This window comes from Streptomyces sp. NPDC026575, assembly GCF_055567415.1.
In genome coordinates, this window is sequence record NZ_JBVHQM010000004.1 from 224,879 (window position 1) to 249,627 (window position 24,749).

General features: G+C 72.3%; 22 protein-coding genes. 15 read left to right on the top strand and 7 right to left on the bottom strand.

What is annotated here, in order from left to right; translation table 11 throughout:
* Nucleotide 1: 1 nt before the first annotated feature.
* The 3 genes from cbiQ (at nt 2) to ACZ4NB_RS07220 (ending at nt 2,840) form a co-directional block, all read left to right on the top strand.
* A complete protein-coding gene (cbiQ, locus tag ACZ4NB_RS07210) occupies nt 2–763 on the top strand; it encodes a cobalt ECF transporter T component CbiQ (protein ID WP_467658958.1) in 762 nt (253 codons plus the stop codon).
* Nucleotides 751–1,524: an energy-coupling factor ABC transporter ATP-binding protein gene (locus ACZ4NB_RS07215; RefSeq protein WP_467658959.1), complete on the top strand. Its 774-nt coding sequence runs from the start codon at nt 751–753 to the stop codon at nt 1,522–1,524. The genes cbiQ and ACZ4NB_RS07215 overlap by 13 nt, the downstream gene beginning before the upstream one ends.
* A gap of 113 nt (nt 1,525–1,637) precedes the next feature.
* A complete protein-coding gene (locus tag ACZ4NB_RS07220; RefSeq protein WP_467658960.1) occupies nt 1,638–2,840 on the top strand; it encodes a serine hydrolase domain-containing protein in 1,203 nt (400 codons plus the stop codon).
* A gap of 563 nt (nt 2,841–3,403) precedes the next feature.
* Here ACZ4NB_RS07220 and ACZ4NB_RS07225 read toward each other — a convergent pair.
* The 3 genes from ACZ4NB_RS07225 to ACZ4NB_RS07235 form a co-directional block, all read right to left on the bottom strand.
* Nucleotides 3,404–4,249 carry an EamA family transporter gene (locus ACZ4NB_RS07225; protein ID WP_467658962.1) on the bottom strand — a complete coding sequence of 282 codons (846 nt, stop codon included), beginning with the start codon at nt 4,247–4,249 and terminating at the stop codon, nt 3,404–3,406.
* A 148-nt stretch (nt 4,250–4,397) separates the two neighbouring features.
* Nucleotides 4,398–6,053 carry a penicillin-binding transpeptidase domain-containing protein gene (locus ACZ4NB_RS07230; protein ID WP_467658964.1) on the bottom strand — a complete coding sequence of 552 codons (1,656 nt, stop codon included), beginning with the start codon at nt 6,051–6,053 and terminating at the stop codon, nt 4,398–4,400.
* 187 nt (nt 6,054–6,240) lie between these two features.
* A complete protein-coding gene (locus ACZ4NB_RS07235) occupies nt 6,241–8,016 on the bottom strand; it encodes a dolichyl-phosphate-mannose--protein mannosyltransferase (protein WP_467658966.1) in 1,776 nt (591 codons plus the stop codon).
* 82 nt (nt 8,017–8,098) lie between these two features.
* Here ACZ4NB_RS07235 and rsmI point away from each other — a divergent pair, with 82 nt between their 5' ends.
* From rsmI to ACZ4NB_RS07265, 6 genes are all read left to right on the top strand, one after another.
* Nucleotides 8,099–8,965 (top strand): 16S rRNA (cytidine(1402)-2'-O)-methyltransferase, encoded by an 867-nt coding sequence (gene rsmI / locus ACZ4NB_RS07240; protein ID WP_467658968.1) that lies wholly within the window; start codon nt 8,099–8,101, stop codon nt 8,963–8,965.
* A 271-nt stretch (nt 8,966–9,236) separates the two neighbouring features.
* Nucleotides 9,237–9,695, top strand: a complete 459-nt coding sequence (locus tag ACZ4NB_RS07245; RefSeq protein ID WP_467658970.1) for a hypothetical protein — start codon at nt 9,237–9,239, stop codon at nt 9,693–9,695.
* Nucleotides 9,696–9,728: 33 nt separating this feature from the next.
* Nucleotides 9,729–10,604: a TatD family hydrolase gene (locus tag ACZ4NB_RS07250; protein WP_467658972.1), complete on the top strand. Its 876-nt coding sequence runs from the start codon at nt 9,729–9,731 to the stop codon at nt 10,602–10,604.
* Nucleotides 10,605–10,772: 168 nt separating this feature from the next.
* Entirely contained in the window at nt 10,773–11,927 is a 1,155-nt protein-coding gene (locus ACZ4NB_RS07255; RefSeq protein ID WP_467658974.1) for a ubiquitin-like domain-containing protein, read from the top strand.
* Nucleotides 11,928–11,949: 22 nt separating this feature from the next.
* Nucleotides 11,950–12,828 (top strand): 16S rRNA (adenine(1518)-N(6)/adenine(1519)-N(6))-dimethyltransferase RsmA, encoded by an 879-nt coding sequence (gene rsmA, locus ACZ4NB_RS07260; protein ID WP_467658976.1) that lies wholly within the window; start codon nt 11,950–11,952, stop codon nt 12,826–12,828.
* Entirely contained in the window at nt 12,825–13,724 is a 900-nt protein-coding gene (locus tag ACZ4NB_RS07265; RefSeq protein WP_467658978.1) for a 4-(cytidine 5'-diphospho)-2-C-methyl-D-erythritol kinase, read from the top strand. The genes rsmA and ACZ4NB_RS07265 overlap by 4 nt, the downstream gene beginning before the upstream one ends.
* 7 nt (nt 13,725–13,731) lie before the next feature.
* On the opposite strand, the gene ACZ4NB_RS07270 is transcribed toward ACZ4NB_RS07265, so the two are convergent.
* Both ACZ4NB_RS07270 and ACZ4NB_RS07275 read right to left on the bottom strand, forming a co-directional pair.
* Nucleotides 13,732–14,349: a Uma2 family endonuclease gene (locus ACZ4NB_RS07270; protein ID WP_467658980.1), complete on the bottom strand. Its 618-nt coding sequence runs from the start codon at nt 14,347–14,349 to the stop codon at nt 13,732–13,734.
* 68 nt (nt 14,350–14,417) lie between these two features.
* On the bottom strand, nt 14,418–15,179 hold the full coding sequence (locus tag ACZ4NB_RS07275) for an alpha/beta hydrolase (protein ID WP_467658981.1): 762 nt from the start codon (nt 15,177–15,179) through the stop codon (nt 14,418–14,420).
* A gap of 103 nt (nt 15,180–15,282) precedes the next feature.
* On the opposite strand from ACZ4NB_RS07275, the gene ACZ4NB_RS07280 reads away from it, so the two are divergent.
* Together ACZ4NB_RS07280 and ACZ4NB_RS07285 are read left to right on the top strand one after the other, a co-directional pair.
* Nucleotides 15,283–17,082 carry an ABC-F family ATP-binding cassette domain-containing protein gene (locus tag ACZ4NB_RS07280; protein ID WP_467658983.1) on the top strand — a complete coding sequence of 600 codons (1,800 nt, stop codon included), beginning with the start codon at nt 15,283–15,285 and terminating at the stop codon, nt 17,080–17,082.
* 369 nt (nt 17,083–17,451) lie between these two features.
* The gene (locus ACZ4NB_RS07285) at nt 17,452–18,174 is read left to right on the top strand and encodes a response regulator transcription factor (protein ID WP_467658985.1); all 723 of its coding nucleotides are present in this window, start codon (nt 17,452–17,454) and stop codon (nt 18,172–18,174) included.
* A gap of 12 nt (nt 18,175–18,186) precedes the next feature.
* Here the strand turns inward: ACZ4NB_RS07285 and ACZ4NB_RS07290 are convergent, their stop codons facing one another.
* Both ACZ4NB_RS07290 and ACZ4NB_RS07295 read right to left on the bottom strand, forming a co-directional pair.
* Nucleotides 18,187–18,498 carry a hypothetical protein gene (locus ACZ4NB_RS07290; protein WP_467658987.1) on the bottom strand — a complete coding sequence of 104 codons (312 nt, stop codon included), beginning with the start codon at nt 18,496–18,498 and terminating at the stop codon, nt 18,187–18,189.
* Between the two features lie 38 nt (nt 18,499–18,536).
* Nucleotides 18,537–20,216, bottom strand: coding sequence for a sodium:solute symporter family protein (locus ACZ4NB_RS07295; RefSeq protein WP_467658989.1), 1,680 nt, complete (start codon nt 20,214–20,216; stop codon nt 18,537–18,539).
* Between the two features lie 233 nt (nt 20,217–20,449).
* Between ACZ4NB_RS07295 and galT the strand changes: the two genes are divergently transcribed.
* From galT to ACZ4NB_RS07315, 4 genes are all read left to right on the top strand, one after another.
* Nucleotides 20,450–21,499, top strand: a complete 1,050-nt coding sequence (galT, locus tag ACZ4NB_RS07300; protein WP_467658991.1) for a galactose-1-phosphate uridylyltransferase — start codon at nt 20,450–20,452, stop codon at nt 21,497–21,499.
* Complete coding sequence (gene galE / locus ACZ4NB_RS07305; protein WP_467658993.1) at nt 21,496–22,470, top strand: UDP-glucose 4-epimerase GalE; 975 nt, start codon at nt 21,496–21,498, stop codon at nt 22,468–22,470. Before galT ends, galE begins: the two co-directional genes overlap by 4 nt.
* A gap of 55 nt (nt 22,471–22,525) precedes the next feature.
* On the top strand, nt 22,526–23,695 hold the full coding sequence (galK, locus tag ACZ4NB_RS07310) for a galactokinase (protein WP_467658995.1): 1,170 nt from the start codon (nt 22,526–22,528) through the stop codon (nt 23,693–23,695).
* A gap of 272 nt (nt 23,696–23,967) precedes the next feature.
* On the top strand, nt 23,968–24,741 hold the full coding sequence (locus tag ACZ4NB_RS07315) for a LuxR C-terminal-related transcriptional regulator (RefSeq protein ID WP_467658997.1): 774 nt from the start codon (nt 23,968–23,970) through the stop codon (nt 24,739–24,741).
* The last annotated feature ends 8 nt before the right edge of the window (nt 24,742–24,749 follow it).

A 24,749-nucleotide genomic window follows, 5' to 3' on the forward strand; every position in this document is an offset into this window, starting at 1 on the left:
CATGGGAGCCGGCCACGCCCACAAGCTCTACCGGCACGGGCACTCGCCGGTGCACGCCCTGCCCGCGCACTGCAAGCTCGCCGCGGTGTTCTGCTTCGTGCTGACCGTCGTCGCCACCCCGCGCGCGGCCATCTGGGCGTTCGGGCTCTACGCCCTGCTGATCGCGGCCGCCGCCGCGGCGGCGCGGATCCCGGCCGCCTTCCTCCTCAAACGGCTGCTGATCGAGGTGCCGTTCGTCGCCTTCGCCCTGCTGATGCCGTTCGTCGCCGAGGGGCCGCAGGTCCACTTCCTCGGACTGGAGCTGAGCCGCTCCGGGCTCTGGGGCGCCTGGAACATCCTCGCCAAGGGCACTCTGGGCGTCGCCGCGTCCGTGCTGCTCGCCGCCACCACCGAGCTGCGCGAAGTCCTGCTCGGTCTGCAGCGGCTGAAGATGCCGCCGCTGCTCGTCCAGATCGCGTCCTTCATGATCCGCTACGGCGATGTGATCACCGACGAGATGCGGCGGATGCGGATCGCCCGGCTCTCGCGCGGCTTCGAAGCCCGCGGCGTACGCCACTGGGGCGTGCTCGCCAAGTCCGCCGGCGCGCTGTTCATCCGCTCCTACGAGCGCGGTGAGCGGGTCCACCTCGCCATGGTCAGCCGCGGCTACACCGGCACCATGCCCGTCGTCGACGCCACCACCGCCACCCGCACACAATGGATCCGCGCGGCCGCGCTCCCGCTCGCCGCCCTCGCCGTCTGCCTCCTGGGATGGACCCTTTGAGCACCGCCACGCCCGCCCCCTCCCTCGCCGTCTCCGGGCTCGCCTACGCCTACCCCGACGGCCACCAGGCGCTCTTCGGCGTCGACCTGACCGTCGGCCGCGGCGAACGGGTCGCCCTCCTCGGCCCCAACGGCGCCGGCAAGACCACCCTCGTACTGCACCTCAACGGCATCCTCGAAGCGGGCGCCGGCAGCGTCGCGGTGGCCGGGCTCCCGGTCGCCAGAGAGAACCTCGCCGAGATCCGCCGCCGGGTCGGCATCGTCTTCCAGGACCCCGACGACCAGCTGTTCATGCCCACCGTCCGCGAGGACGTCGCCTTCGGCCCGGCCGCGGCGGGGCTGCGCGGCGACGAACTCCGGGAACGGGTCACCGAGGCGCTCACCCGGGTCGGCATGGAGGGCTTCGCCGACCGACCGCCGCACCACCTCTCCTTCGGCCAGCGCCGTCGGGTCGCGGTCGCCACCGTCCTGGCCATGCGCCCCGAGATCCTCGTCCTGGACGAGCCCTCCTCCAACCTCGACCCGGCCTCCCGCCGCGAACTCGCCGACATCCTGCGGTCGTTGGACGTCACCGTGCTGATGGTCACCCACGACCTGCCCTACGCGCTGGAGCTGTGCCCGCGCTCGGTCGTGCTCTCCGGGGGCGTGCTGGTCGCCGACGGCGGCACCCAGGACCTGCTCTGCGACGAGGAACTGATGCGCGGCCACCGCCTGGAGCTGCCCTTCGGCTTCGACCCCCGGTCGGTCACCGTCCCCCGGTGACCCGGGGCGCCGCCCGGCCCCCGCGCAGCCGTGTGAGGAACGCCACGGGCCGCGGCCCTGGTCATCAGCACTGATCCGCGCGTTGCACCATTGATGGGTCACGAAAGCGACGGATGAGTGGGAAGCGGGAATCAGTGGTGGACGTCCAGGGCACGGTAGAGGACGGCTTCGAGCCGGTCCGGGACGCCTTCGTGGCCAACTTCGCGCAGCGCGGAGAGCGGGGGGCGGCGGTCGCCGTCTACCGGCACGGGCGGAAGGTCGTCGACCTGTGGGCCGGCACGAAGGACGGGGACGCCGACGGCGCCGCGCCGGGAGCCGCGCCGTGGGAGGCCGGCACCGCCCAGGTGATCCGGTCCGCGACCAAGGGCATCGCCGCGATCGTCCCGCTGCTGCTGCACCAGCGCGGACAGCTCGACCTCGACGCGCCGGTCGGCACGTACTGGCCCGAGTTCAAGGCCGCCGGCAAGGAACGGGTCCTGGTCCGGCACCTGCTGTCGCACCGCGCCGGGCTGCCCGTCCTGGACACCCCGCTCACTCCCGCCCAGGCCGTCGACGGCGTCAGCGGCCCGGCCGCGGTCGCCGCCCAGGCACCCGCCTGGGAGCCCGGCACGGACCACGGCTACCACGCGCAGACCTACAGCTGGCTGATCGGCGAGCTGGTGCTGCGGGTCACCGGACGCACCATCGGCGGCTGGATCGCCGAGGAGATATCCGGGCCGCTCGGCCTCGACCTGTGGATCGGGCTTCCGCAAGGAGCACAGGAGAGGGTGGGCCGCCTCGCGGCCGTCGAGCCGCCGGCGCCGCCTGCCGGGTCGGGCCTGCGGGCCCGGCCGAAGCGTTCGGTGGCCGACGCCTACGCCGACCCCTCCTCCCTCACCAGCCGCGCCTTCGGCGCCATTTCGCCGGGCCCCGACGAGAACGACCCCGCCTACCGTGCCGGCGAGCTGCCCGCCTCCGCGGGCATCGCCACCGCCCGCTCGCTGGCCCGCTGCTACGCCGCGCTGATCGGCGCCGTCGACGACCAGCCGCGCCTCTTCGCCCCGGCCACCCTCACCCTCGCCCGCACCGAGGAGTCCGCCGGTCTCGACCGCACCCTGCTGGTCAACACCCGCTTCGGCCTCGGCTTCATGCTGCACGGCCCGGCCTCGCCGCTGCTGGCGCCCGGATCGTTCGGACACCCCGGGCGCGGCGGCGCGCTGGCCTGCGCGGATCCCGAAAGCGGTATCGCCTTCGGCTACGTCACCAACGGCATGCAGCGCAATGTGACCGCAGACCCCCGTGCGCAGGCGCTGATGCGGGCGGTTTTGGGCTCGTAGCCCCGTTTCCCACGTTGCCGGGTGGCCCGCCGTGTCTGTTTCTGTGAGTTTTTTCCCGCCTTCGGCGGGAGCGGGGTGGGTTGTGGGTCGGGGGCGCTGTGTCGGTGGGGGTGCCGGGGGCGGTCCTCCGGGGCCTGTTGTGTGGACTGCTGCGCTTTACGTCCACACAACAGGCCCCTCCGGCCCGCCCCCTCCCGCCCGGTGGAGCGCCCCCGCCCCGGTGAGGGGAAGTGTCAAAGACCACAAGCTCGGCCGCATCGTGACGCGGCCGAGCTTCTGGTCTTTTCTTTTCGTCTCCTCCCCCGGGGTGGGGTCCCGTTCGCGGACGGGAGGTGGTGGGGGCGGAGGGGTGTGTTGTCGGACGTAAAGCGCAGCAGTCCGACAACACACCCCGGAGCCCCCGCCACCGGCACCCACCACTCACCCCGGGGCCCCACCCCACAACCCCTCCGCTCCCGCCGAAGGCGGGAAACAACGCACAGAAACAGACACGGCGGATCAGCCGGCAACGTGGGAAGCGGGGCTACGAGCCCAAACCGGCAACGTGGGAAGCGGCCCCAGCCTCAGTGGAGCATCAGGCCGATCCCGACAACCATCAGCCCGGCCGCCGCGATCCGCGGCAGGCCGAACCGCTCCTTGAAGAAGAGGGCGCCGATGGCCGCACCGACGATGATGGAGGACTCGCGCAGGGCGGCGATGGGGGCCAGCGCGGCGCGGGTCTGGGCCCACAGCACCAGGCCGTAGGCGAAGACCGACAGCACGCCGCCGGCCAGGCCCCGCAGGGCGATGGGGCGCAGCTCGGCCAGGAGCCGCCGGCGGCGGGTGGCGAGCGCGTAGGCGGGGATGGCGAGCCCTTCGAGGATCATCAGCCAGGCGATGTAGCCCAGGGGGGTGCCGGAGGCGCGTACGCCCAGGCCGTCGACGGTGGTGTAGGCGGCGATGGACAGGCCGGTGGCGAGGGCGGCGACCAGGGCGGGCCAGTGGGGCCGGGCGCCCGAGCCGCGGATGCCCCACAGGGCCACGCCGACCAGCCCCGCGGAGGCGAGCGCCACACCGGCCAGCGCCCAGACGTCGGGGATCTCGTGGACGAAGACGGCCGCGAGGACGGTGACGACCATGGGGGCGGTGCCGCGGGCGATGGGGTACATCTGCCCGAAGTCGCCCAGCTGGAACGACCGCATGAGCAGCGCCTGGTAGACGACGTGCAGCACGGCGGAGGCCAGCAGGAAGGGCCAGGCGCCGGCGGCGGGCAGCGGGGTGAAGCCGGCCAGCGCGGCGCCGCAGAGCGCACCGCCGCCGCCGACCAGGGTGAAGGCCAGCAACTGGTCGCGTATGCCGTGCGCGATGGCGTTCCAACTGGCGTGGGTGACGGCGGCCAGCAGGACGGCCGCGACGACGAGCGGGGTCACTCGGAGAGCTCGCGCGCGTCGGTGGTCTGCGGTGCGGGGGACGCGGAAACGGTCATGGCCCGCACGCTAGCGAAAGGTGTACGGGCCATGCGAAGGAGATTCCAGCCGATGGGACGAGGCGGGGGACCCGATGGCCCCCCGCCGCCGCTCAGTTCGCGGTGAGGATGGCGCGGACCACCGGGCCCGCGTTGCTGCCGCCGTGGCCGCTGGCCGGGACGACGGCCGCCGCGGCGAGGTCGTCGCGGTAGGCGGTGAACCACGCGTTGGGCTTCTTCTGGCCGTCGACCTCGGCGGAGCCGGTCTTGGCGCCGATGTCACCGCCGACGCCGGACATCGCCTCGGCGGCCGTACCGGACGTCGCGGTCAGCTTCATCAGCGACTTCAGGGCCGAGGCGGTGCCCGGCTTCATCGTCCGGGCGGCCTTGGCGAGCGTCCGGTTGTCCAGCGACGGCGCGACGATGTACGGCTGGTGGAAGGAGCCGGCGCGGACCGTCGCGGCGAGCGTGGCGACGTTGAGCGGGTTCATCCGCACCCCACCCTGGCCGATCAGCGAGGCCGCCATCTGCGCGTCCTGCTGCACCGGCACCGCGCCGTCGAAGGTCGGGATGCCGGTCTGCCAGTTCAGGCCGATGCCGAAGACGTCCCGGGCCTCCTTCGTCAGGTCGTCGTCCTTGAGCTTCTCCGCCTGCGAGATGAAGGCGTTGTTGCAGGACGCCGCGAAGCTCTGCGCGAAGGTGCCGGACTTGATCTCGGACTTGTCGAGGTTCTGGAACTTCCAGCCGCCGACGGTGACGTACTTGGGGCACGGGTGCGACTTGCCCGGCGCGGTCATGCCCTTGTCGATCAGCAGCGCCGAGGTCACGATCTTCATCGTGGAGCCGGGGGCCAGCGACCCCTGGGTGGCGAGGTTGAAGCCCTTCTCGGGGGCGTTGGCGATCGCCAGGATCTCGCCGGTGCTGGGCTTGACGGCCGCGGCGGCCGCGGACTTCTTGCCCTTGACCGCCCGCTCGGCCGCCGACTGCAGCGTGGCGTCCAGGGTGGTCTTGAGGGTGCCGGGGGTGCCCTTGGAGAGCACCTTCAGCGTCTTCTCGGGCTGCTGCTCGGCCGGCTCGGCGCTCTTGGCGCGGTGGATGAACAGCTCCACGCCGGGCTTGCCGCCGGTCTTGTCGCCGTACTTGTCGCGCAGGCTGTCCAGCACCCCGGCCAGCGTCGGATGCGCCTTGGGGGTCAGCTCCTTGCCGTTGCGGTCCACGGCCTTGATGGGGGGCGCCTCGGCCTCGCCCGTCCGCAGCTCGTCGCCCTTGGCCAGGTCCGGGTGCAGCACCGTCGGCCGCCAGACGATCCGCGGCTCACCCGTGGCCTTGTCCCGCTCGACGGTCGCCGACGTGCGGTACGAGTACGACGCCTTGGTGCCGTTGTAGTCGATCTGCGCGGCGACGGTGTACGGGACCTTGTCACCCGCCGGGGTGCCCGGAGTCACCGTCACCTTCGAGAACTTCGCCTGCTTGCTGAAGGCCGCGAGCGCGCTCTGGGCCTCCTTGGGGCTGTCCGTCAGCCCGGCCGCCTTCGCCGCGTCGCCGGACTGCCAGGCGGTCAGGAACTCCTGCCCTGCCGTCTGCACCTCCTTGGCCGACAGCGGACCGGTCGGAACCTTGGGCCCGGAGTCGCCCGGCTTGGCGTCCGCCGACCTGACCTCCTGCGGGGAGTCGCCGTCCGAACCGCCGAACAGCGTCAGGCCGCCCACGACGCCCGCCACCAGGGCCACCGATCCGCCGATCAGCCCGTACTTCACCTCACGGCGCATGCCACCGATCCCCTCCCAGGAGTCTCGTCCTTGAATACGCACACAAGAACGTGCATCGCACTCTAAGGGACACGGGGAAATCGCCGAGTCTCGATCCGGGCACGGTCCGGTGACGCGCTGTTGTAGGGCTGTTACAGAATTGTCGAACTCTTCCCGGGGCCCTCACCGGCCCCCGCGAGGCCCCTGCTCAGACCCAGCTGTCGAACCACATCCGCTGGTGCCAGGCGCTCTTCGGGATCGGCAGCCCCGTGTAGAGCGGATAGAAGTAGATGAAGTTCCAGATGATCAGGAGCGCCAGGACGCCGGCGCCCACCGCGCCGATCGTGCGGCGGCGCTCCGTCGAACCCGGCGGGCCGATGATCGCGCCGATCATCATCGCCAGCGCCAGGCACAGGAACGGGACGAACACCACCGCGTAGAAGAGGAAGATCGTCCGCTCCTGGTACAGGAACCAGGGCAGATAGCCGGCCGCGACGCCGCAGGCGATGGCGCCGGCCCGCCAGTCCCGCTTGAACAGCCAGCGGTAGAGCACATAGAGGAGCGCGAAGCAGGCCGCCCACCACAGCAGCGGGGTGCCCAGCGCCAGCACCTCGCGGGCGCAGCCCTCGGCCGCGGTGCAGCCGTCCTGGCCGGCCTTGGGGTCCTCGTAGAAGTACGACACCGGGCGGCCCAGGACCAGCCAGCTGAAGGGGTTGGACTGGTAGGTGTGCGGGGTGGTCAGTCCGGTGTGGAAGGCGTAGACCTCGGTCTGGTAGTGCCACAGGCTGCGCAGCCAGTCCGGCAGCCAGGTCCAGCCGCCCAGCCGGCCCTCGGGGGAGGTCGCCCAGTCCCGGTAGTAGCCGCCCTTGGTGGCGATCCAGCCCGACCAGGACGCGAGGTAGGCGGCCAGGGCGACCACGACCGTCGAGCCGAACGCGGGCAGGACGTCGCGGCGCAGCGCCGAACGGAACGGGTGGCGGGCACCGGCCGTCCGCCGGGCCGCGACGTCCCACAGCACCGACATCAGGGCGAACGCCGCCAGGAAGTACAGACCGTTCCACTTCGTGGCGGCGGACAGGCCCAGGCACAGGCCCGCCGCGATCCGCCAGGGCCGCCACCCCAGCCGCAGCCGGTCCCCGACGGCGTCGTCCGGGCGCGCCACGCCTCCCCCGTTCTCGGCTTCGCTCGAACGGGAGGTGCCCCCAGGCCCGAGCGGCAGCGCCGCCGCCAGCCGGCCCCGGCTGCGGTCCCGGTCCACCAGCAGGCAGCCGAACGCGGCCACCACCCAGAACATCACGATCAGATCCAGCAGGGCGGTGCGGCTCATCACGAAGTGCAGCCCGTCCACCGCGAGCAGCGCGCCCGCCAGGCAGCCCAGCGCCGTGGACCGCATCAGCCGCCGCCCGATACGGCAGATCAGCAGCACCGACAGGGTGCCCAGCAGCGCCACCGTGAACCGCCAGCCGAACGGGTTCATCCCGAACGCCCACTCGCCGACCGCGATCAGCCACTTGCCCATCGGCGGGTGCACGACATAGGAGTGCTCCGGCGAGAGCATGATGTGCGGCGGATGGGCGACCAGTGCGTCGTTGGCGGTCTTGGCCCAGGTGCCCTCGTAGCCGTACTGCAGCAGCGACCAGGCGTCCTTGGGGTAGTACGTCTCGTCGAATATCACCTTCCGCGGGCTGCCCAGGTTCCAGAACCGCAGCAGCCCCGCGACCAGCGCCACCAGCAGCGGACCGGCCCAGCCCGCCCAGCGGGTGAGCCTGGCCGCGGTGGCCGGGCCCGCGCCGAACACCGCCCACATCCGGCCGCTCGGCTCCGGGAAGCCGGGCACCAGCCGGGTCCGGACGTCGGCCTGCGGGCGGGCCGGATACCCGAAGCGGCGCAGCCGCCGCTGCCACACGGGGGGCGCCTGGGCCGGCTCCGGGGCGCGGTGCGCGGCGGCGTCGGTCGCGGTGGTGTCACTCGTCACCCGGCCCATCGTAGGGAAGGGCCCTGTGAACCGGTGCGGAGCGCCACCCGGGGATGCCGACCGGTCCGCCGTGTCCTGGGAGGATGGGCGGGTGACTGGAACGCTGGTACTTGCAGGGACGCCCATCGGCGAGATCGCGGACGCGCCGCCGCGGCTCGCCACCGAGCTGGCCGCCGCCGACGTGATCGCCGCCGAGGACACCCGCCGGCTGCGCCGGCTGACCCAGGCCCTGGAGGTGACGCCGGCCGGCCGGATCGTGTCGTACTTCGAGGGCAACGAGGCGGCCAGGACGCCCGAGCTGGCCGATGCGCTGTCCGGCGGCGCACGGGTGCTGCTGGTCACCGACGCCGGGATGCCCTCGGTCTCCGACCCCGGCTACCGCCTGGTCGCCGCGGCCGTCGAACGCGGCATCAAGGTGACCGCCGTACCGGGCCCCAGCGCGGTGCTCACCGCCCTGGCCGTCTCCGGCCTGCCGGTGGACCGCTTCTGCTTCGAGGGCTTCCTGCCCCGCAAGGCCGGCGAGCGGCGCTCCCGGCTGCGCGAGGTCGAGGGCGAGCGGCGCACCCTGGTCTACTTCGAGGCGCCGCACCGGCTGGACGACACCCTCGCCGCGATGGCCGAGATCTTCGGCGCCGAGCGCCGCGCCGCGGTCTGCCGCGAGCTGACCAAGACCTACGAGGAGGTCAAGCGCGGCCCGCTGGGCGAGCTGGCGGCCTGGGCCGCCGAGGGCGTCCGCGGTGAGATCACCATCGTCGTGGAGGGCGCCCCCGAGAGCGGGCCCGAGGAGCTGGACGCCGGGGAGCTGGTGCGCCGGGTACGGGTGCGCGAGGAGGCCGGGGAGCGGCGCAAGGAGGCCATCGCGGCGGTCGCCGCGGAGGCCGGGCTGCCCAAGCGGGAGGTCTTCGATGCGGTGGTCGCGGCGAAGAACGCTATGAAAACGCCCACATCGGAGGGGTGAACCGACCCTTCGGAAGGTAAATGGCTGCCCTGAAAGGTAAAGCGAAGGGCGGCGCGCTCGGACCTTTTATATGCCTACTGCCAAATCTGGGCCAATAGGGTCTGCGATCCGATGCTTTTCGGCCGGGAAAGGCGTCCACTGGGGGTGGGACGAACGGTTCCCGGACGCCTTGTCCAGCGGACAAGAGGAGCGCAATGAGCGAGCGTAGAGAGCGAATCATCCAGAGGTGCGCGCCGAGCGAGTGCGAGGCCGAGCGAAGCGAGGTTTCGGCATGAGCGAGATCGTGAAGACCCCTGGTACCCCTACCAGCGGAGTCCACCCCGGCCCCAGGCCCGAGCCCGCAGCGCACGAGGCCTACTCTTTCGCCTGCATGAAGTGCGGGTACGGCTGGGAGCAGGCGTACGAGATAGTCCACCAGATCGACGGCAAGGGCGAACAGCACGTCGTCTACTACGCGGACGGCGAGCGGGTGCCCTCCCCATTGACCCGCCCCACCTGCCTGAATTGCGGAACCAACGTCGTACGCATCATGCGCTCCGGCCAGGTGTCGATGGTCTCCGACGCGATCGCGAACATGCACCAGCGCCAGCCCGCCGGCGAGAAGAACGGAAAGAAGAAGACGGTCCCCAAGGGGCGGACCGGCAGCACGGCCGAGGACGCCCCGGAGACCGGCCGGCACCACTGGCACCTCTCCGACCTGCTGCACCCCTTCCAGCACCACCGCAGGTGAGGCCCCGGCCGCGGCCCTCGTAGGATCGCGGCCATGGCTCCGCAGGACAAGAACACCCCGCCGCCGCTGCCCGAACCCCTTCGGGTGGCGGTCGCGGACTCCCACACCCACCTGGACATGCAGGACCCAACCGTCGAGGAAGCCCTCGCCAAGGCCGCCTCCGTCGGGGTGACCACCGTCGTCCAGGTGGGGTGCGACCTGGCCGGTTCGCGGTGGGCCGCGGACACCGCCGCGGCCCACGAGGCCGTGCACGCCACCGTCGCACTGCACCCCAACGAAGCCCCCCGCATCGTCCTGGGCGACCCCGACGGCTGGTCGCGGCAGGGCGCCCGCGAGGCAGGCGGGGACGCCGCCCTGGACGCCGCGCTCGCCGAGATCGACGAGCTGGCCGGGCTGCCGCAGGTCCGCGGCGTCGGCGAGACCGGCCTGGACTACTTCCGCACCGGGCCCGACGGCATGGCCGCCCAGGAGCGCTCCTTCCGCGCCCACATCGAGATCGCCAAGCGGCACGGCAAGGCCCTGGTCATCCACGACCGCGAGGCCCACGACGACGTGCTGCGGATCCTGCACGAGGAGGGCGCCCCCGAGCGCACCGTCTTCCACTGCTACTCCGGCGACGCGGCGATGGCCGAGGTCTGCGCCGAAGCCGGCTACTTCATGTCCTTCGCCGGCAACGTCACCTTCAAAAACGCCCGGCCGCTGCGGGACGCGCTCGCCGTCGCCCCGCCCGAGCTGGTCCTCGTCGAGACCGACGCCCCCTTCCTCACCCCCGCGCCGTACCGCGGACGGGCCAACGCCCCGTACCTCATTCCGGTCACCCTGCGGGCGATGGCCGAGGTCAAGGGGATGACGGAGGACGCACTGGCCACCGCGATCGCCGCGAACACCGCGCGCGCCTTCGGCTACTGAGCCCGGAGCGGGGCGGGCCGCGCGGCTCCCGACGGCCCGCCGGCCCCGGCGCAGGGCCATCCGGGGTACCCCGAATTAACTACTTCACGTAACTGATCGACTTTGGAGAGTCACCGACTCTCCGCTACATTCCGGCCGTCAACCGCATCCGGGCATGTGGAGCGCGCCGTGAGTCAGTCACCAAGCAGCCACCGCGCCGCGCGCGGCCGTCGCAGGCGCCGCGCCGAACCCCCCGAGGCGCTGCGCCGGGTACTGCCCCGGGCCCTGGTCGTGGCCTTCCTCGCCGGCGGCACCACCGCCTTCATCGCGCATGACAAGGCGGTCCGGCTCAGCGTCGACGGCGCGCCCCGCACCCTGCACACCTTCGCCGACGACGTCGACGACCTGCTGGCCGACGAACAGCTCGACATCGGGGCCCACGACATCGTCGCCCCCGCCCCCGGCACCGAGCTGACCAGCGGCGACGAGATCCGCGTCCGGCACGGTCGGCCCGTCGTCCTCACCGTCGACGGACAGCGCCACCAGGTGTGGACCACCGAGGACACCGTCGACGGCGCGCTCCGCCAGCTCGGCGTGCGCGCCGAGGGCGCCCATCTGTCGGCCTCCCGCTCCCGGCGCATCGAGCGGCACGGCATGGAGCTGGCCGTCCGCACCGAACGCTCCGTGGTCTTCGTCGCCGACGGCCGCGAGCACCGGGTGCGCACCAATGCCGCCACCGTCCGCGAGGCCCTGGCGGAGGCCGGACTCGCACTGCGCGACCAGGACACCACCTCGGTGCCGCCGGACAGCTTCCCGCGCGAGGGCCAGACCGTCTCCGTCCTGCGCATCACCGGCTCCAAGAAGGTCCGCGAGGAGCCCATCGCCTTCCGCACGGTCAAGCGGGCCGACGCCTCGCTGACCCGCGGCACCGAAGCCGTCGTCCGGCAGGGGCGGCCCGGGGTCCGGCGGGTCACCTACCGGCTGCGCACCGTCAACGGAGTCAAACAGAAACCGAAGCGGACACACGCCGAGGTCGTGCGGGCCCCCCGCCCGCAGATCGTGCACATCGGCACCAAGGAACTGCCCGCCTCGGTGAGCGGCGCCGACCACCTCGCCTGGGACGCGCTGGCCCAGTGCGAGGCGGGCGGCCGGCCGGACGCCGTCGACGCCTCGGGCACCTACGGCGGGCTCTACCAGTTCGACGTCGGCACCTGGCGCGCCCTCGGCGGCAGCGGCCGCCCCCAGGACGCCCCGGCCCAGGAGCAGACCTTCCGGGCCAAGAAGCTCTACATCAGCCGGGGGGCGAGCCCGTGGCCGCTGTGCGGCCGTAAGCTTCACGGGTGAACGAGCGCAGCGAGGCCCTGGCATGAGCAAGAGCACCACCGACGATTCCGGCCCCCTCCTGGGCCCCGCCGACATCCGTGAGCTGGCCGCCACGCTGGGCGTACGCCCCACCAAGCAGCGCGGCCAGAACTTCGTCATCGACGCCAACACCGTCCGCCGCATCGTGCGGACCGCCGACGTCCGGCCCGACGACGTCGTCGTCGAGATCGGCCCCGGCCTGGGCTCGCTGACGCTGGCGCTGCTGGAGGCCGCCGACCGGGTCACCGCCGTCGAGATCGACGAGGTGCTGGCCGCCGCGCTGCCGTCCACCGTCGCCGCCCGGATGCCGGACCGCGCCGACCGCTTCGCGCTCGTACACAGCGACGCCATGCACGTCACCGAGCTTCCCGGCCCCGCGCCCACCGCGCTGGTCGCCAACCTCCCCTACAACGTCGCGGTCCCCGTGCTGCTGCACATGCTCGCGACCTTCCCCACCATCGACCGCACCCTGGTCATGGTCCAGGCCGAGGTCGCCGACCGCCTCGCCGCCCGCCCCGGCAACAAGGTCTACGGCGTGCCCTCCGTCAAGGCCAACTGGTACGCCGAGGTCAAGCGGGCCGGTGCCATCGGCCGCAACGTCTTCTGGCCCGCCCCCAACGTCGACTCCGGCCTGGTCTCCCTGGTACGCCGCGACAAGCCGATCGAGACCACCGCTTCCCGCGAAGCGGTCTTCGCCGTCGTCGACGCGGCCTTCGCCCAGCGCCGCAAGACGCTGCGGGCCGCGCTGTCGGGGTGGGCCGGCTCGGCCGCCGCGGCCGAGGCCGCGCTGCTCGCCGCCGGGGTCTCCCCGCAGGCCCGCGGCGAGGCGCTGACCGTCGAGGAATTCGCCCGTATCGCGGAGAACAAGGAGGCGGGAGAGTGACGGCGCCGGTGACGGTACGCGTACCCGCGAAGGTCAACGTCCAGCTCGCGGTCGGCGCCGCCCGCCCGGACGGCTTCCACGACCTGGCCAACGTCTTCCTCGCCGTCGGCCTCTACGACGAGGTCACCGCCACCCCGGCGGACACCCTGCGGATCACCGCCGAGGGCCACGACGTCGACCAGATCCCGCTGGACCGGACGAACCTGGCGGCCCGCGCCGCCGAACTGCTCGCCGCCCGCCACGGCATCGAGCCGAACGTCCACCTCCACATCGTCAAGGACATCCCCGTCGCCGGCGGGATGGCCGGCGGCAGCGCGGACGCCGCCGGCGCCCTGCTGGCCTGCGATGCCCTCTGGTCCACCGGCGCCTCCCGCGCCGAACTCCTCGACATCTGCGCCGAGTTGGGCAGCGACGTGCCCTTCAGTCTGGTCGGCGGCGCGGCCCTGGGCCGGGGCCGCGGCGAGCTGCTGACCCCGCTCCCCGTCGGCGGCGCCTTCCATTGGGTCTTCGCGGTCGCCGACGGCGGCCTGTCCACCCCGGCCGTCTACCGCGAGTTCGACCGCCTGACCGCGGGGACCGACGTGCCCGCCCCCGAGGCCGCCCCCGAACTGCTCGCGGCCCTGGAGTCCGGCGACGCCACCGCGCTCGCCGCCGCCCTCACCAACGACCTCCAGCCCGCCGCGCTCTCCCTGCGCCCCGACCTCACCGCCACCCTGGACGCCGGCACCGCCGCCGGCGCACTGGCCGCACTGGTCTCCGGCTCGGGCCCGACCACGGCCTTCCTGGCCAAGGACGCGGACTCGGCGGCGGACGTGGCGGCCGCCCTGCTGAAGTCGGGCACCTGCCGCCAGACCCGGGTGGCCCGGTCACCGGCCGCCGGGGCGACGGTGATCTGAGGGGCGGCTACAGCTCGTCGATGGCGGTCAGGTCGATGTCGATGGGGTAGGGCACGTCGACCTTGATTCGGTCGCGGTGCATGCCGGCGTGCACATAGGCCCCGGTGACCGGGTCGAGTTCGTAGACGTGGATGACGGGCCTGTCGCCAGTTCCGCTCTGCTCGACGCGCCAGAAGTTCGGGATCCCGGCCTTGGCGTACTTCCACGGTTTGGTCGTGCGGTCACGGGATTCTGATTCCGGGGAGACGACCTCGACGGCGAGGAGCACATCCTCGGCCTGGTGACTCGTCTGGTCCGGTCCGGTGACCGTGTCGGCCCGGACCACGCTCACATCGGGTTCGGGACCGTTGCGCTTGTCGAGGATGACGGTCATCTCCCGCCGCACGCGGAATTCGTCCGGGACTGTGGTGCGCAGACCATGCTCCAAGAGGTACATCGCCAGCGTGTGGAAAGCCCGCTGCGGACTCACGAAGACCAGACTCCCGTCGATCATTTGGGTGTGCGGCGGGAGGCCGGGCAAGGTGAACAGGTCGTCTACGGTCCAGCCGTCCATCGGCGGCACCGGCCACCGCGAGGTCGGCTCGGCGACGGACCCGGCGGCCTCGTAGATCGGCTCGGCAGTCATGGTTCCTCCCATGGGCGGGATTCTTCGGCCTGCCATTCCACGGTAGCGGCCGGATCCTGATCACGTCATCACAAAGAGTGACCAGCGTGTGCCGCGCCTCCGGCGGTCCCCAGCACCCTCGCCACCAACCGGCCCGCCCGTAGGGCGTGTTCGGCACTCGTCGGGACGCAGCGGTTCGTCGTCGGGTCGAACTCGGTCATGATCACGCCGGCGTGGTCGGTGACCGGTTCCTGGAGTGTCACGGGCCGGCCCGCGGTGCGCAGGGCCTCCGCCAGGTCGCGGGAGTGCCGGGCGTCGAGGACCGCGTCCCGGCTGCCGTGGACCAGGTGGACGGGGACGGCCGGGTCCAGGCCCGCGGCGAGGTCGGCCAGCGGGGCGGTGCCGGTGGTGCGGGCCGGCAGGTCGTAGCGGCCCGCGAGGCCCATCACCGCGCTCGGCCGCCAGCCGTCGGCGACCTCGGGCCGCAGCGCGACGCCCAGGGTGGCTCCGGCGCCCGCCGACCACCCGGCCAGCGCGAACGACTCCCCGTCGCCGCCCAGCCCGCCCGCCTCCTTGCGGACGAAGCGGAGCGACTCCAGCAGATGCGCACGGCCGCCGTCCGCCGCGTCCGGGCGCCAGTCCGGTACGAGGACCAGCAGGCCGCAGGCCGCCGCGGTGCGCGCCAGAGGGGCGAGGACGTCCCGCTCGTCGGGGCCGGCGCCGTGCCACAGCAGCACGGTCGGCACCGGGCCCGGTGCCCCCGCCGGGCGGTAGCGGTCCAGCCGCTTGCCGCTGGGGCCGTAGACCAGCCCGAGTTCCGTCTCCACCGTCGCGCCCGTGTCGGATGTCATGGTCATCACGCTAGCCAACGGGCGGGGAACTCCGCTCCGGACCGGGGGTTTCCGCACGCCGACTACGCTGGGAAGGTCGATCGACCCGAAGCGCAGGAGTGAGATGGCCGTCAACCTCGTCAATCTGGAAGCCGTCAGCAAGGCGTACGCGCTGCGCTCGCTGCTCGACGGTGTCTCCCTCGGCGTCAACGAAGGGGACCGGATCGGCGTCGTCGGGCGCAATGGCGACGGCAAGACCACCCTGATCCGGATCCTCGCCAAGCTGGAGGGCCCGGACGAGGGCCGGGTCACCCACGCCGGGCACCTGCGCCTGGGCGTGCTGACCCAGCACGACTCCCTCGACCCGGCCGCCACCATCCGGCACGAGGTCATCGGCGACCTCGCCGACCACGAGTGGGCCGGCAACGCCAAGATCCGCGACGTGCTGACCGGGCTCTTCGGCGATCTGCACCTGCCCGGCTTCACCCAGGGCCTGGACACCGTCATCGGCCCGCTGTCCGGCGGCGAGCGCCGCCGCATCGCGCTGGCCAAGCTGCTGATCGCCGAGCAGGACCTGATCGTCCTCGACGAGCCCACCAACCACCTCGACGTCGAGGGCATCTCCTGGCTGGCCCGGCATCTGCAGACCCGCCGCTCCGCCCTCGTCGTCGTCACCCACGACCGCTGGTTCCTCGACCAGGTCTGCACGCGGATGTGGGACGTCCAGCGCGGCGATGTGCACGAGTACGAGGGCGGCTACAGCGACTACGTCTTCGCGCGGGCCGAGCGGGAGCGGATCGCCGCCAGCGAGGAGGCCAAGCGGCAGAACCTGATGCGCAAGGAGCTGGCGTGGCTGCGGCGCGGCGCTCCGGCCCGTACGAGCAAGCCCCGCTTCCGCATCGAGGCCGCCAACGAACTGATCGCGGACGTCCCGCCGCCCCGCGACAGCGCCGAGCTGATGAAGTTCGCCAACTCCCGCCTGGGCAAGACGGTCTTCGACCTGGAGGACGTGACCGTACAGGCCGGCCCCAAGGTCCTCCTCAAGCACCTCACCTGGCAGCTGGGTCCGGGTGACCGGATCGGCCTGGTCGGCGTCAACGGCGCCGGCAAGACCTCGCTGCTGCGGGCGCTGGCCGAGGCGGCCCGCACCCAGGGTGACGCGCAGCCGGCCGGCGGCCGCATCACCGTCGGCAAGACCGTCAAGCTCGCCTACCTCTCCCAGGAGGTCTCCGAACTCGACCCCGACTGGCGGGTGCTGGAGGCCGTCCAGCGGGTGCGCGAGCGCGTCGACCTGGGCAAGGGCCGGGAGATGACCGCCGGCCAGCTCTGCGAGAAGTTCGGGTTCACGAAGGAGAAGCAGTGGACGCCGGTCGGCGACCTCTCCGGCGGGGAGCGGCGCCGGCTGCAGATCCTGCGGCTGCTGATGGACGAGCCGAACGTGCTCTTCCTGGACGAGCCCACCAACGACCTGGACATCGAGACCCTGACGCAGCTGGAGGACCTGCTCGACGGCTGGCCCGGCTCCCTCATCGTCATCAGCCACGACCGCTACTTCATCGAGCGCACCACCGACCGGGTCCAGGCCCTGCTGGGCGACGCCACCCTCCGCATGCTCCCGCGCGGTCTGGACGAGTACCTCGAACGCCGCCAGAAGGTCATCGAGGCCGCCACCCCCTCGCCCGCCCCGCAGGCCGCGGCCCCCAAGAAGGCCGCCGCCGTCAACCGCGCCGCCCAGAAGGAACTGCAGAAGATCGAGCGGCAGTTGGACAAGATCGGTGACAAGGAGGCGAAGCTCCACACCCAGATCGCCGAGAACGCCACCGACTTCGAGAAGGTCGCCGAACTCGACGCCCGACTGCGCGAACTGACCGCCGAGCGGGACGAACTGGAGATGCGCTGGCTGGAGCTGGCGGAGGACGCGTAAGAGGGCCCTACGTGTAGGCGGTCGCTACGCGCGGGCGGTCGCTACGCGGAGGACGTCGCCGGGCGCAGGCGGTCCCTAGGGGGTGGGGGAACACATCCCGTAGGGGTGGCGGGCGCCCCCTGCGGGCCACAACGAGGTGGGGGCGGGAGGTATTTCCCAGGCGTGGGATGGGGGCCGGAAATGTTCCCCTAGCGCTCCCGGACACGTCCGGCTACGGCGGCAATCGGCCCCGATTGGCCGGGATTCCAGCATTCCGGGGGTCTTCTCCCCGGTAGGGGGCGCGCGCGGCGATCCGAGCGTGTAGCTTCCCGGGGACGAGCGGCCCGGCCGGGGCCGCGCCGGGGCCCGCCGAAGTGGAGGGGTTGCTCGATGGGCGTGCGGCTCATGGTGGTCGACGATCACCGTCTGCTCGCGGAGGCGCTCGCCTCGGCGCTGAAGCTGCGCGGACACCGTGTGCTGGCCGCCGCCGCGCCGAGCGCCGGAGCCGCGGACCTGGTGGTGAGCCGGGCGCCCGAGGTGTGCCTGCTGGGGACCGCCCAGCCGGCGGAGCCGGGCGCCTTCGACCCGGTGGTGCGGATCAAGAAGGAGCGGCCGCAGGTCGCGGTGGTGGTGCTGGGGCCGGTGCCCAGCCCGCGCGGGATCGCCGCCGCCTTCGCGGCCGGCGCCTCGGGGTATGTGCGCAACGACGAGCGGATCGAGGGCGTGGAGCGCGCCATGATGAAGGCGCGGGCGGGGGAGTCGGCGGTCTCGCCGCAGCTGCTGCAGCAGGCATTCGAGGAGCTGCTGCACCCCGCGGCCCAGCCGGACGACGAGGGCGCGCGGCTGCTGGAGCTGCTCACCCCGCGCGAGGTGGAGGTGCTGATGCGGGTCGCGGAGGGCGAGGACACCCGGCTGATCGCGGCCGGGATGGACATCGCGCCGAGTACCGCGCGTACGCACGTCCAACGGGTGCTGATGAAGCTGGAGGTGGGCTCCCGGTTGGAGGCCGCCGCGCTGGCGGCGCGCACCGGGCTGCTGGACCGGGCGGGCGGCGGCCGCGGCGCCCCGGCGACGGCGGCGGGAGCCGGTGATCCGGTCCCGCCGCCGCGCTGACGACAGCTCGGCTCAGCCCTTCGAAGGGGCGTCGCTCCCGGCGTTGTCCGCCTGCTCGGCCGCGGCCGGCGGGACGGCCGGGCGCAGCTTCAGCCAGACGAGGAAGAACAGGCCGAGGGCGAGCATGCCCAGGCCGGTCCAGAGGTTGATGTTGATGTCCTGGGCCTTTTTGAGGTCCGCGTCGCTGGCGGTCAGTCCGGCGATGGTGACGATCACGCCGTAGACGACGAACAGGCCGCCGATGATGCGCCGTACGTCGAAGAGCCGCGCGGCGGTCGCCGATTCGCGCTCCAGCTCCTCGACCTCGTGCTGGTAGTCACTCATGGTGGGTCAACTCCGCTGTGGGGACAGGTGCTGGCGGCTTAGAAGGAGAACGGGACGTAGCAGACGGCGGCGAGGACGATCGCTCCCCAGCCCAGCAGGGCCGGCTTGCGGTACCAGGCGTCGTCGCCCTCGGCCGGCAGCTCCGCCATGCCCGGCGACCGGGTGCCGTAGACCAGTCCGGCCAGCGACTCGGCGGACTTGGGCCTGGTGACCAGGGTGACCACGAACATCACCAGCGCGCCGACGACGAAGGCGACGATCGAGGAGACGAAGTTGGCGCCCTGGTCGGAGGGGATCGAGATGACGCCCTGCTTGTAGAGCCAGAAGTAGTTGACCATCGCGGCCGCGGTTCCCGAGAGCAGCCCCCAGAAGCCGGCCGCGGCGCTGGTCCGCTTCCAGAACATGCCGATGATGAAGACGACGAACAGGGGCACGTTGAAGAAGGAGAACAGCGTCTGGAGGTAGTTCATGATGTTGCTGAAGGACGCGGCGATGAAAGCCGTGCCCATGCCGATCAGCACGCCGACCGCGGTGACCACCCGTCCGGTCTTGAGGTAGTACCCGTCCTCGCGGCCCTTCTTGAGGTACGCGGCCCAGATGTCGTTGGTGAAGACCGTGTTGAAGGACGACACGTTGGCGGCCATACCGGCCATGAACGCGGCGAGCAGACCGGTCACCGCGATGCCGAGGACGCCGTTGGGCAGCAGGTCGCGCATCAGCACCGGGATGGCGTCGTTGTACTGGAGCCCACCCGTCGAAGGATCGGCCTTGCCCAGCGTCGGCTCCATGACCAGTGCGATCAGGCCGGGGACGACCACCACCATGGGTATGAAGATCTTGGGGAAGGCGGCGATCAGCGGGGTGCGCTTGGCGGCGGAGAGGTTCTTCGCGGACAGCGCGCGCTGCACCTCGGCGAAGTTGGTGGTCCAGTAGCCGAAGCTCATCACGAAGCCGAGGCCGAGGACGATGGTGAGCCAGTTCGCGCCGAGCGGGTTGCCCTCGCCGATGCCGGTGCCCTTCCAGGCGGTCAGGAACGCGTCGCCGTGCGAGGAGGTCAGCGAGTCGGTCAGCCCGTCCCAGCCGCCGACGCGCTTGAGGCCGACGACGGTCAGCGGGATCAGCGCGGCGAGGATGACGAAGAACTGCAGCACCTCGTTGTAGATCGCCGAGGACAGTCCGCCGATGGTGATGTACGCCAGCACGAAGAAGCCGGCGACGACGATCGCGACCCACTCCGGCCAGCCCAGCAGCGCTTCCAGCACGATCGCCATGGCGTACAGGTTCACGCCCGCGATCAGCACTGAGGACACGGCGAAGATGACCGACGACAGCAGGTGCGAGGAGGGGCCGAAGCGGTGCAGCAGGAACTCGGGCACCGAGCGGACCTTGGAGCCGTAGTAGAAGGGCATCATCACCAGGCCGAGGAAGACCATGGCGGGGATGGCGCCGATCCAGTACCAGTGGACGGTGTAGGCCCCGTACTGCGCGCCGTTGGCGGCCATACCGAGGATCTCGGTGGCGCCGAGGTTGGCGGCGACGAACGCCAGGCCGGTGACCCAGGCGGGCAGCGACCGCCCGGAGAGGAAGAAGTCCAGGCTCGTCTTCACGCTGCGCCTGGCGGCGAATCCGATGCCGAGGACGACGACGAAGTAGAGGGCCAGGATCGTGTAGTCGAGCCCGTTGGTGGGCAGCCGTAGCCCTTCGGCCAGGGTGATCATGGTGGGTACTCGCTTCTTTGCGCGACCGGAACGCACAGAAAGCTACGCCCGGGCGGTCAGAAACTGAATACTTTTGTTCGGTTGAGTTGTTGGATCGTGATGGGCCCGGGCGGTATGCCCCGGTGCGGTGCGGGCTGCGGACCGGGCCGGACCCGCGTTGACGCAACTGTTTAGTTGTGCTTCATTGTGTTTGTTTGTGTTTGGTCGGCGTGTGGTGTGTGAGGAGCTCCCCGGTGAAGAAGACGACGACCCGGCTCGCGGACGGACGGGAGCTCATCTACTACGACTCACGCGACGACGCCGTACGCGACACCGCCGACCGGCGCCCCCTCGACCCCGTCGCCACCTCCTCCGAGATCCGCCACGACCGCCTCCTCGGCGACTTCGTCGCCATCGCCTCCCACCGCCAGGCCCGCACCTACCACCCCCCGGCCGACGAGTGCCCGCTGTGCCCCTCCCGCGACGGCCGGCACTCCGAGATCCCCGCCGCCGACTACGACGTCGCGGTCTTCGAGAACCGCTTCCCCTCCCTCGCCGGCGGCAGCGGCCGCTGCGAGGTCGTCTGCTTCACCTCCGACCACGACGCCTCCTTCGCCGACCTCACCGAGGAGCAGGCCGCCCTGGTCCTGGCGGCCTGGACCGACCGCACCGCCGAGCTCTCCCAACTCCCGGGCGTGGAACAGGTCTTCTGCTTCGAGAACCGCGGCTCGGAGATCGGCGTCACCCTCGGCCATCCGCACGGCCAGATCTACGCCTACCCCTTCACCACCCCGCGCACCGAGCGGATGTTGCGGGCGCTCGCCGACCACCGCGAGGTCACCGGCGGCAACCTCTTCGACGACGTCCTCGCCGAGGAACGCGCCGACGGCCGCCGCATCGTCCTCGAAGGCGAGCACTGGGTGGTCTTCGTGCCGTACGCCGCCCACTGGCCGTACGAGGTGCACCTCTACCCCAAGCGCCGGGTCCCCGACCTGCTCGCCCTCGACGAGGCCGCGCGCACCGAGTTCCCACAGGTCTATCTGGAAGTCCTGCGGCGCTTCGACCGGATCTTCGACACCGCGGACGGCGGCGCACCGACGCCCTACATCGCCGCCTGGCACCAGGCGCCACTGCACGCCGAGGCGCGCGAGGACTTCGCACTCCACCTTGAGCTTTTCACCATTCGCCGCACTTCCGGCAAGCTGAAGTTCCTCGCGGGTTCCGAATCCGGCATGAACGTGTTCATCAACGACGTGCCGCCGGAGGCCGCGGCCGAGCGACTGCGAGAGGTAGCGAGCGAGTGAGCAAGAAGTACCTGGTCACGGGTGGGGCGGGATATGTCGGCAGCGTTGTCGCCGCGCATCTTCTGGAGGCCGGCCACGAGGTGACCGTGCTGGACGACCTGTCCACCGGGCACCGCGTGGGCGTCCCCGAGGGCGCGCACTTCATCGAGGGCCGTATCCAGGACGCCGCCAAGTGGCTCGACGCCACCTTCGACGCGGTGCTGCACTTCGCGGCGTTCTCGCAGGTCGGCGAGTCGGTCGCGGACCCCGAGAAGTACTGGCGCAACAACGTCGGCGGCACCATGGACCTGCTCGCCGCCATGCGCGACGCCGGCGTGCGCACGCTGGTGTTCTCCTCCACCGCGGCGACCTACGGCGAGCCGGTGAGCACCCCGATCACCGAGACCGACCCGACCGCCCCGACCTCGCCGTACGGCGCGAGCAAGCTCGCCGTCGACCACATGATCAGCGGCGAGGCCGCGGCACACGGCCTGGCCGCCGTCTCGCTGCGCTACTTCAACGTCGCCGGCGCCTACGGCAGCTGCGGCGAGCGCCACGACCCCGAGTCGCACCTGATCCCCCTCGTCCTCCAGGTCGCCCAGGGCAGGCGCGAGGCGATCTCCGTCTTCGGCGACGACTACCCCACCCCCGACGGCACCTGCGTACGCGACTACATCCACGTCGCGGACCTGGCCGAGGCGCACCTGCTGGCACTGGACGCCGCCACCGCCGGCGAGCACCTGATCTGCAACCTCGGCAACGGCAACGGCTTCTCGGTCCGCGAGGTCATCGAGACCGTCCGCAAGGTCACCGGCCACCCCATCCCCGAGATCACCGCCCCGCGCCGCGGCGGCGACCCCGCCGTCCTGGTGGCCTCCGCCCGGACCGCCGTCGACCGGCTCGGCTGGCGCCCCAGCCGCGCCGACCTCGCCGGGATCGTCGCGGACGCCTGGGCGTTCGCGCAGGCGAACTCCAGCCCCTCCGACGACTGAGGACCGGGGTGCGGGGCACAGCCCCGACGGCAGCCCGAAAGGACGAAGGTTCCACGTGACACAGACGGCACACGGCGCACCCCGGACGGCGGCGGCGTTCGGCGAGGTATACGGGGCGAAGCCCGAGGGAGTCTGGGCCGCCCCCGGCCGCGTCAACCTGATCGGTGAACACACCGACTACAACGACGGCTTCGTGATGCCGCTGGCGCTCCCGCACACCACCCTCGCCGCCGCGGCGCCCCGCACCGACGGGGTGCTGCGGCTGCACTCCGGCGGCGCCGACGGCGGGATCGTCGAGCTGCGCATCGACGAGCTGCGCCCGGCGCCCCAGGCGGGCTGGGCGGCTTATCCGGCGGGTGTCGTCTGGGCGATGCGCGAGGCGGGCCTGCCGGTCGGCGGCGCGGACCTGCACTACGACAGCACGGTGCCCACCGGCGCCGGGCTCTCCTCGTCCGCCGCCCTGGAGGTCGCCACCGCCCTCGCGCTCAGCGACCTCTACGGCCTGGACCTGCCCCCGCAGGAGGCGGCCCGGCTCGCCCAGCGGGCCGAGAACGCCTTCGTCGGCGTCCCCTGCGGGATCATGGACCAGACCGCCGCGGCCTGCTGCACCGAGGGACACGCGCTGTTCCTGGACACCCGCGACCTCACCCGGCGCCAGGTCCCCTTCGACCTGGCGGGGGAGGGGCTGCGCCTGATGGTGGTCGACACCCGGGTCAAGCACGAGCTGGGCGACGGCGCGTACGCCGAGCGGCGCGCTGGCTGCGAGCGGGGTGCGCGGGCGCTCGGGGTGCGCGCACTGCGTGACGTGCCCTGCGCACAACTGCCCGAGGCGCTGGCGAAACTGGCCGACGAGCCCACCGTCCAGGCCCTCGTACGCCATATCGTCACCGAGAACCAGCGCGTCGAAGCGGTCGTCGCCTGCCTGGACGCGGGCCGCACCCGCGCCATCGGGCCGCTGCTGACGGCCGGCCATGCCTCGCTCCGCGACGACTTCAAGATCTCCTGCCGCGAACTCGACCTCGCCGTCGACACCGCCAACGCCGCCGGCGCCCTCGGGGCCCGGATGACCGGCGGCGGATTCGGCGGCTCGGCGATCGTGCTGGTCGAGGCGGCGGCCGCGGCGGCCGTCGGCACGGCGGTCACCGAGGCGTTCGCGGCCGCCGGACACACCGCGCCGCGGATCTTCGAGGCCGTCCCGAGCGCGGGAGCGCGCCGCGTCGAGTAGGGCGCGCCGGACGGCGTGCGGCCAGCGGGCGGCGGCCAAATGGCCCGGGAGCGGGAGCAGTTTCGCCAATCACCTTCCCTTGTCGCACCCTGTCCGTACTCTGAGATCCTGCACCGGTGGGGGCCGGTGTCGATCAGGGGGGCGAGACCGTTCGGGTACGGCGCCCCGGGTGGGGGTAGTCATGCCCGCACGGCGGCGGCCGTGCGGCTGAGGCGATCTTCAATCCGGGCGTCGTGCCCGCTATGGTCCGTTCACCGAGACAGGGGGTCTCTGTGCAACGCATCCGGGTTCTGGTGGTCGACGACCACCGCATCTTCGCCGAATCCCTGGCAGCCGCGCTCGCCGCGGAACAGGACGTGGACGTCGCGGCCGCCGGCAGCGCACCCGCGGCCCTGCGCAATCTGGACCGGGCGGCCACCGAAGGCCGCCGGTTCGACGTGGTGCTGGCCGACGCCGACCTCGCCGCGCCGCTCCTGGCCGTGCCCGCACAAGCGCCCGGACCGGCCCGCGACGCGGTCCCGCGCAGCTGCCCGCGCGACGGCATCGCACTCGTCTCCGGCCTGCGCACCAGCCACCCGTATCTGCGCACGGTCGTGCTCGCCGACCGCGACGACCCGCGCCGCGCGGCCGCCGCCCTGCAGGCCGGCGCCTCGGGCTGGGTCGCCAAGGACTGCTCGCTCTCCCGGCTGCTCGCCGTGATCCGCGGCGTACTGCGTGATGAAACGCATCTGCCGCCGGCCCTGCTGACCGGGGTGCTGCGCGAGCTGACCGCCGCCCGCAAGCACCGCTCGGAGAGCGAGCGGCTGGTGGAGTCGCTGACGCCGCGCGAGCGCGAGGTGCTGCGCTGCATGGTGGCGGGCCTGGGGCGCAAGGCGGTCGCCGAGCGGCTGTTCCTCTCCCCGCACACGGTCCGCACCCATATGCAGAACGTGCTCGGCAAGCTCGGTGTGCACTCGACCCTCGCGGCGGTGGCGCTGGCCCGCCGGGCCGGAGTGGGCCCGGTCGAGCTGGAGGCAGCGGCGGCGGCCTCGGTGCCGGTGCCCTGAGGAACGCG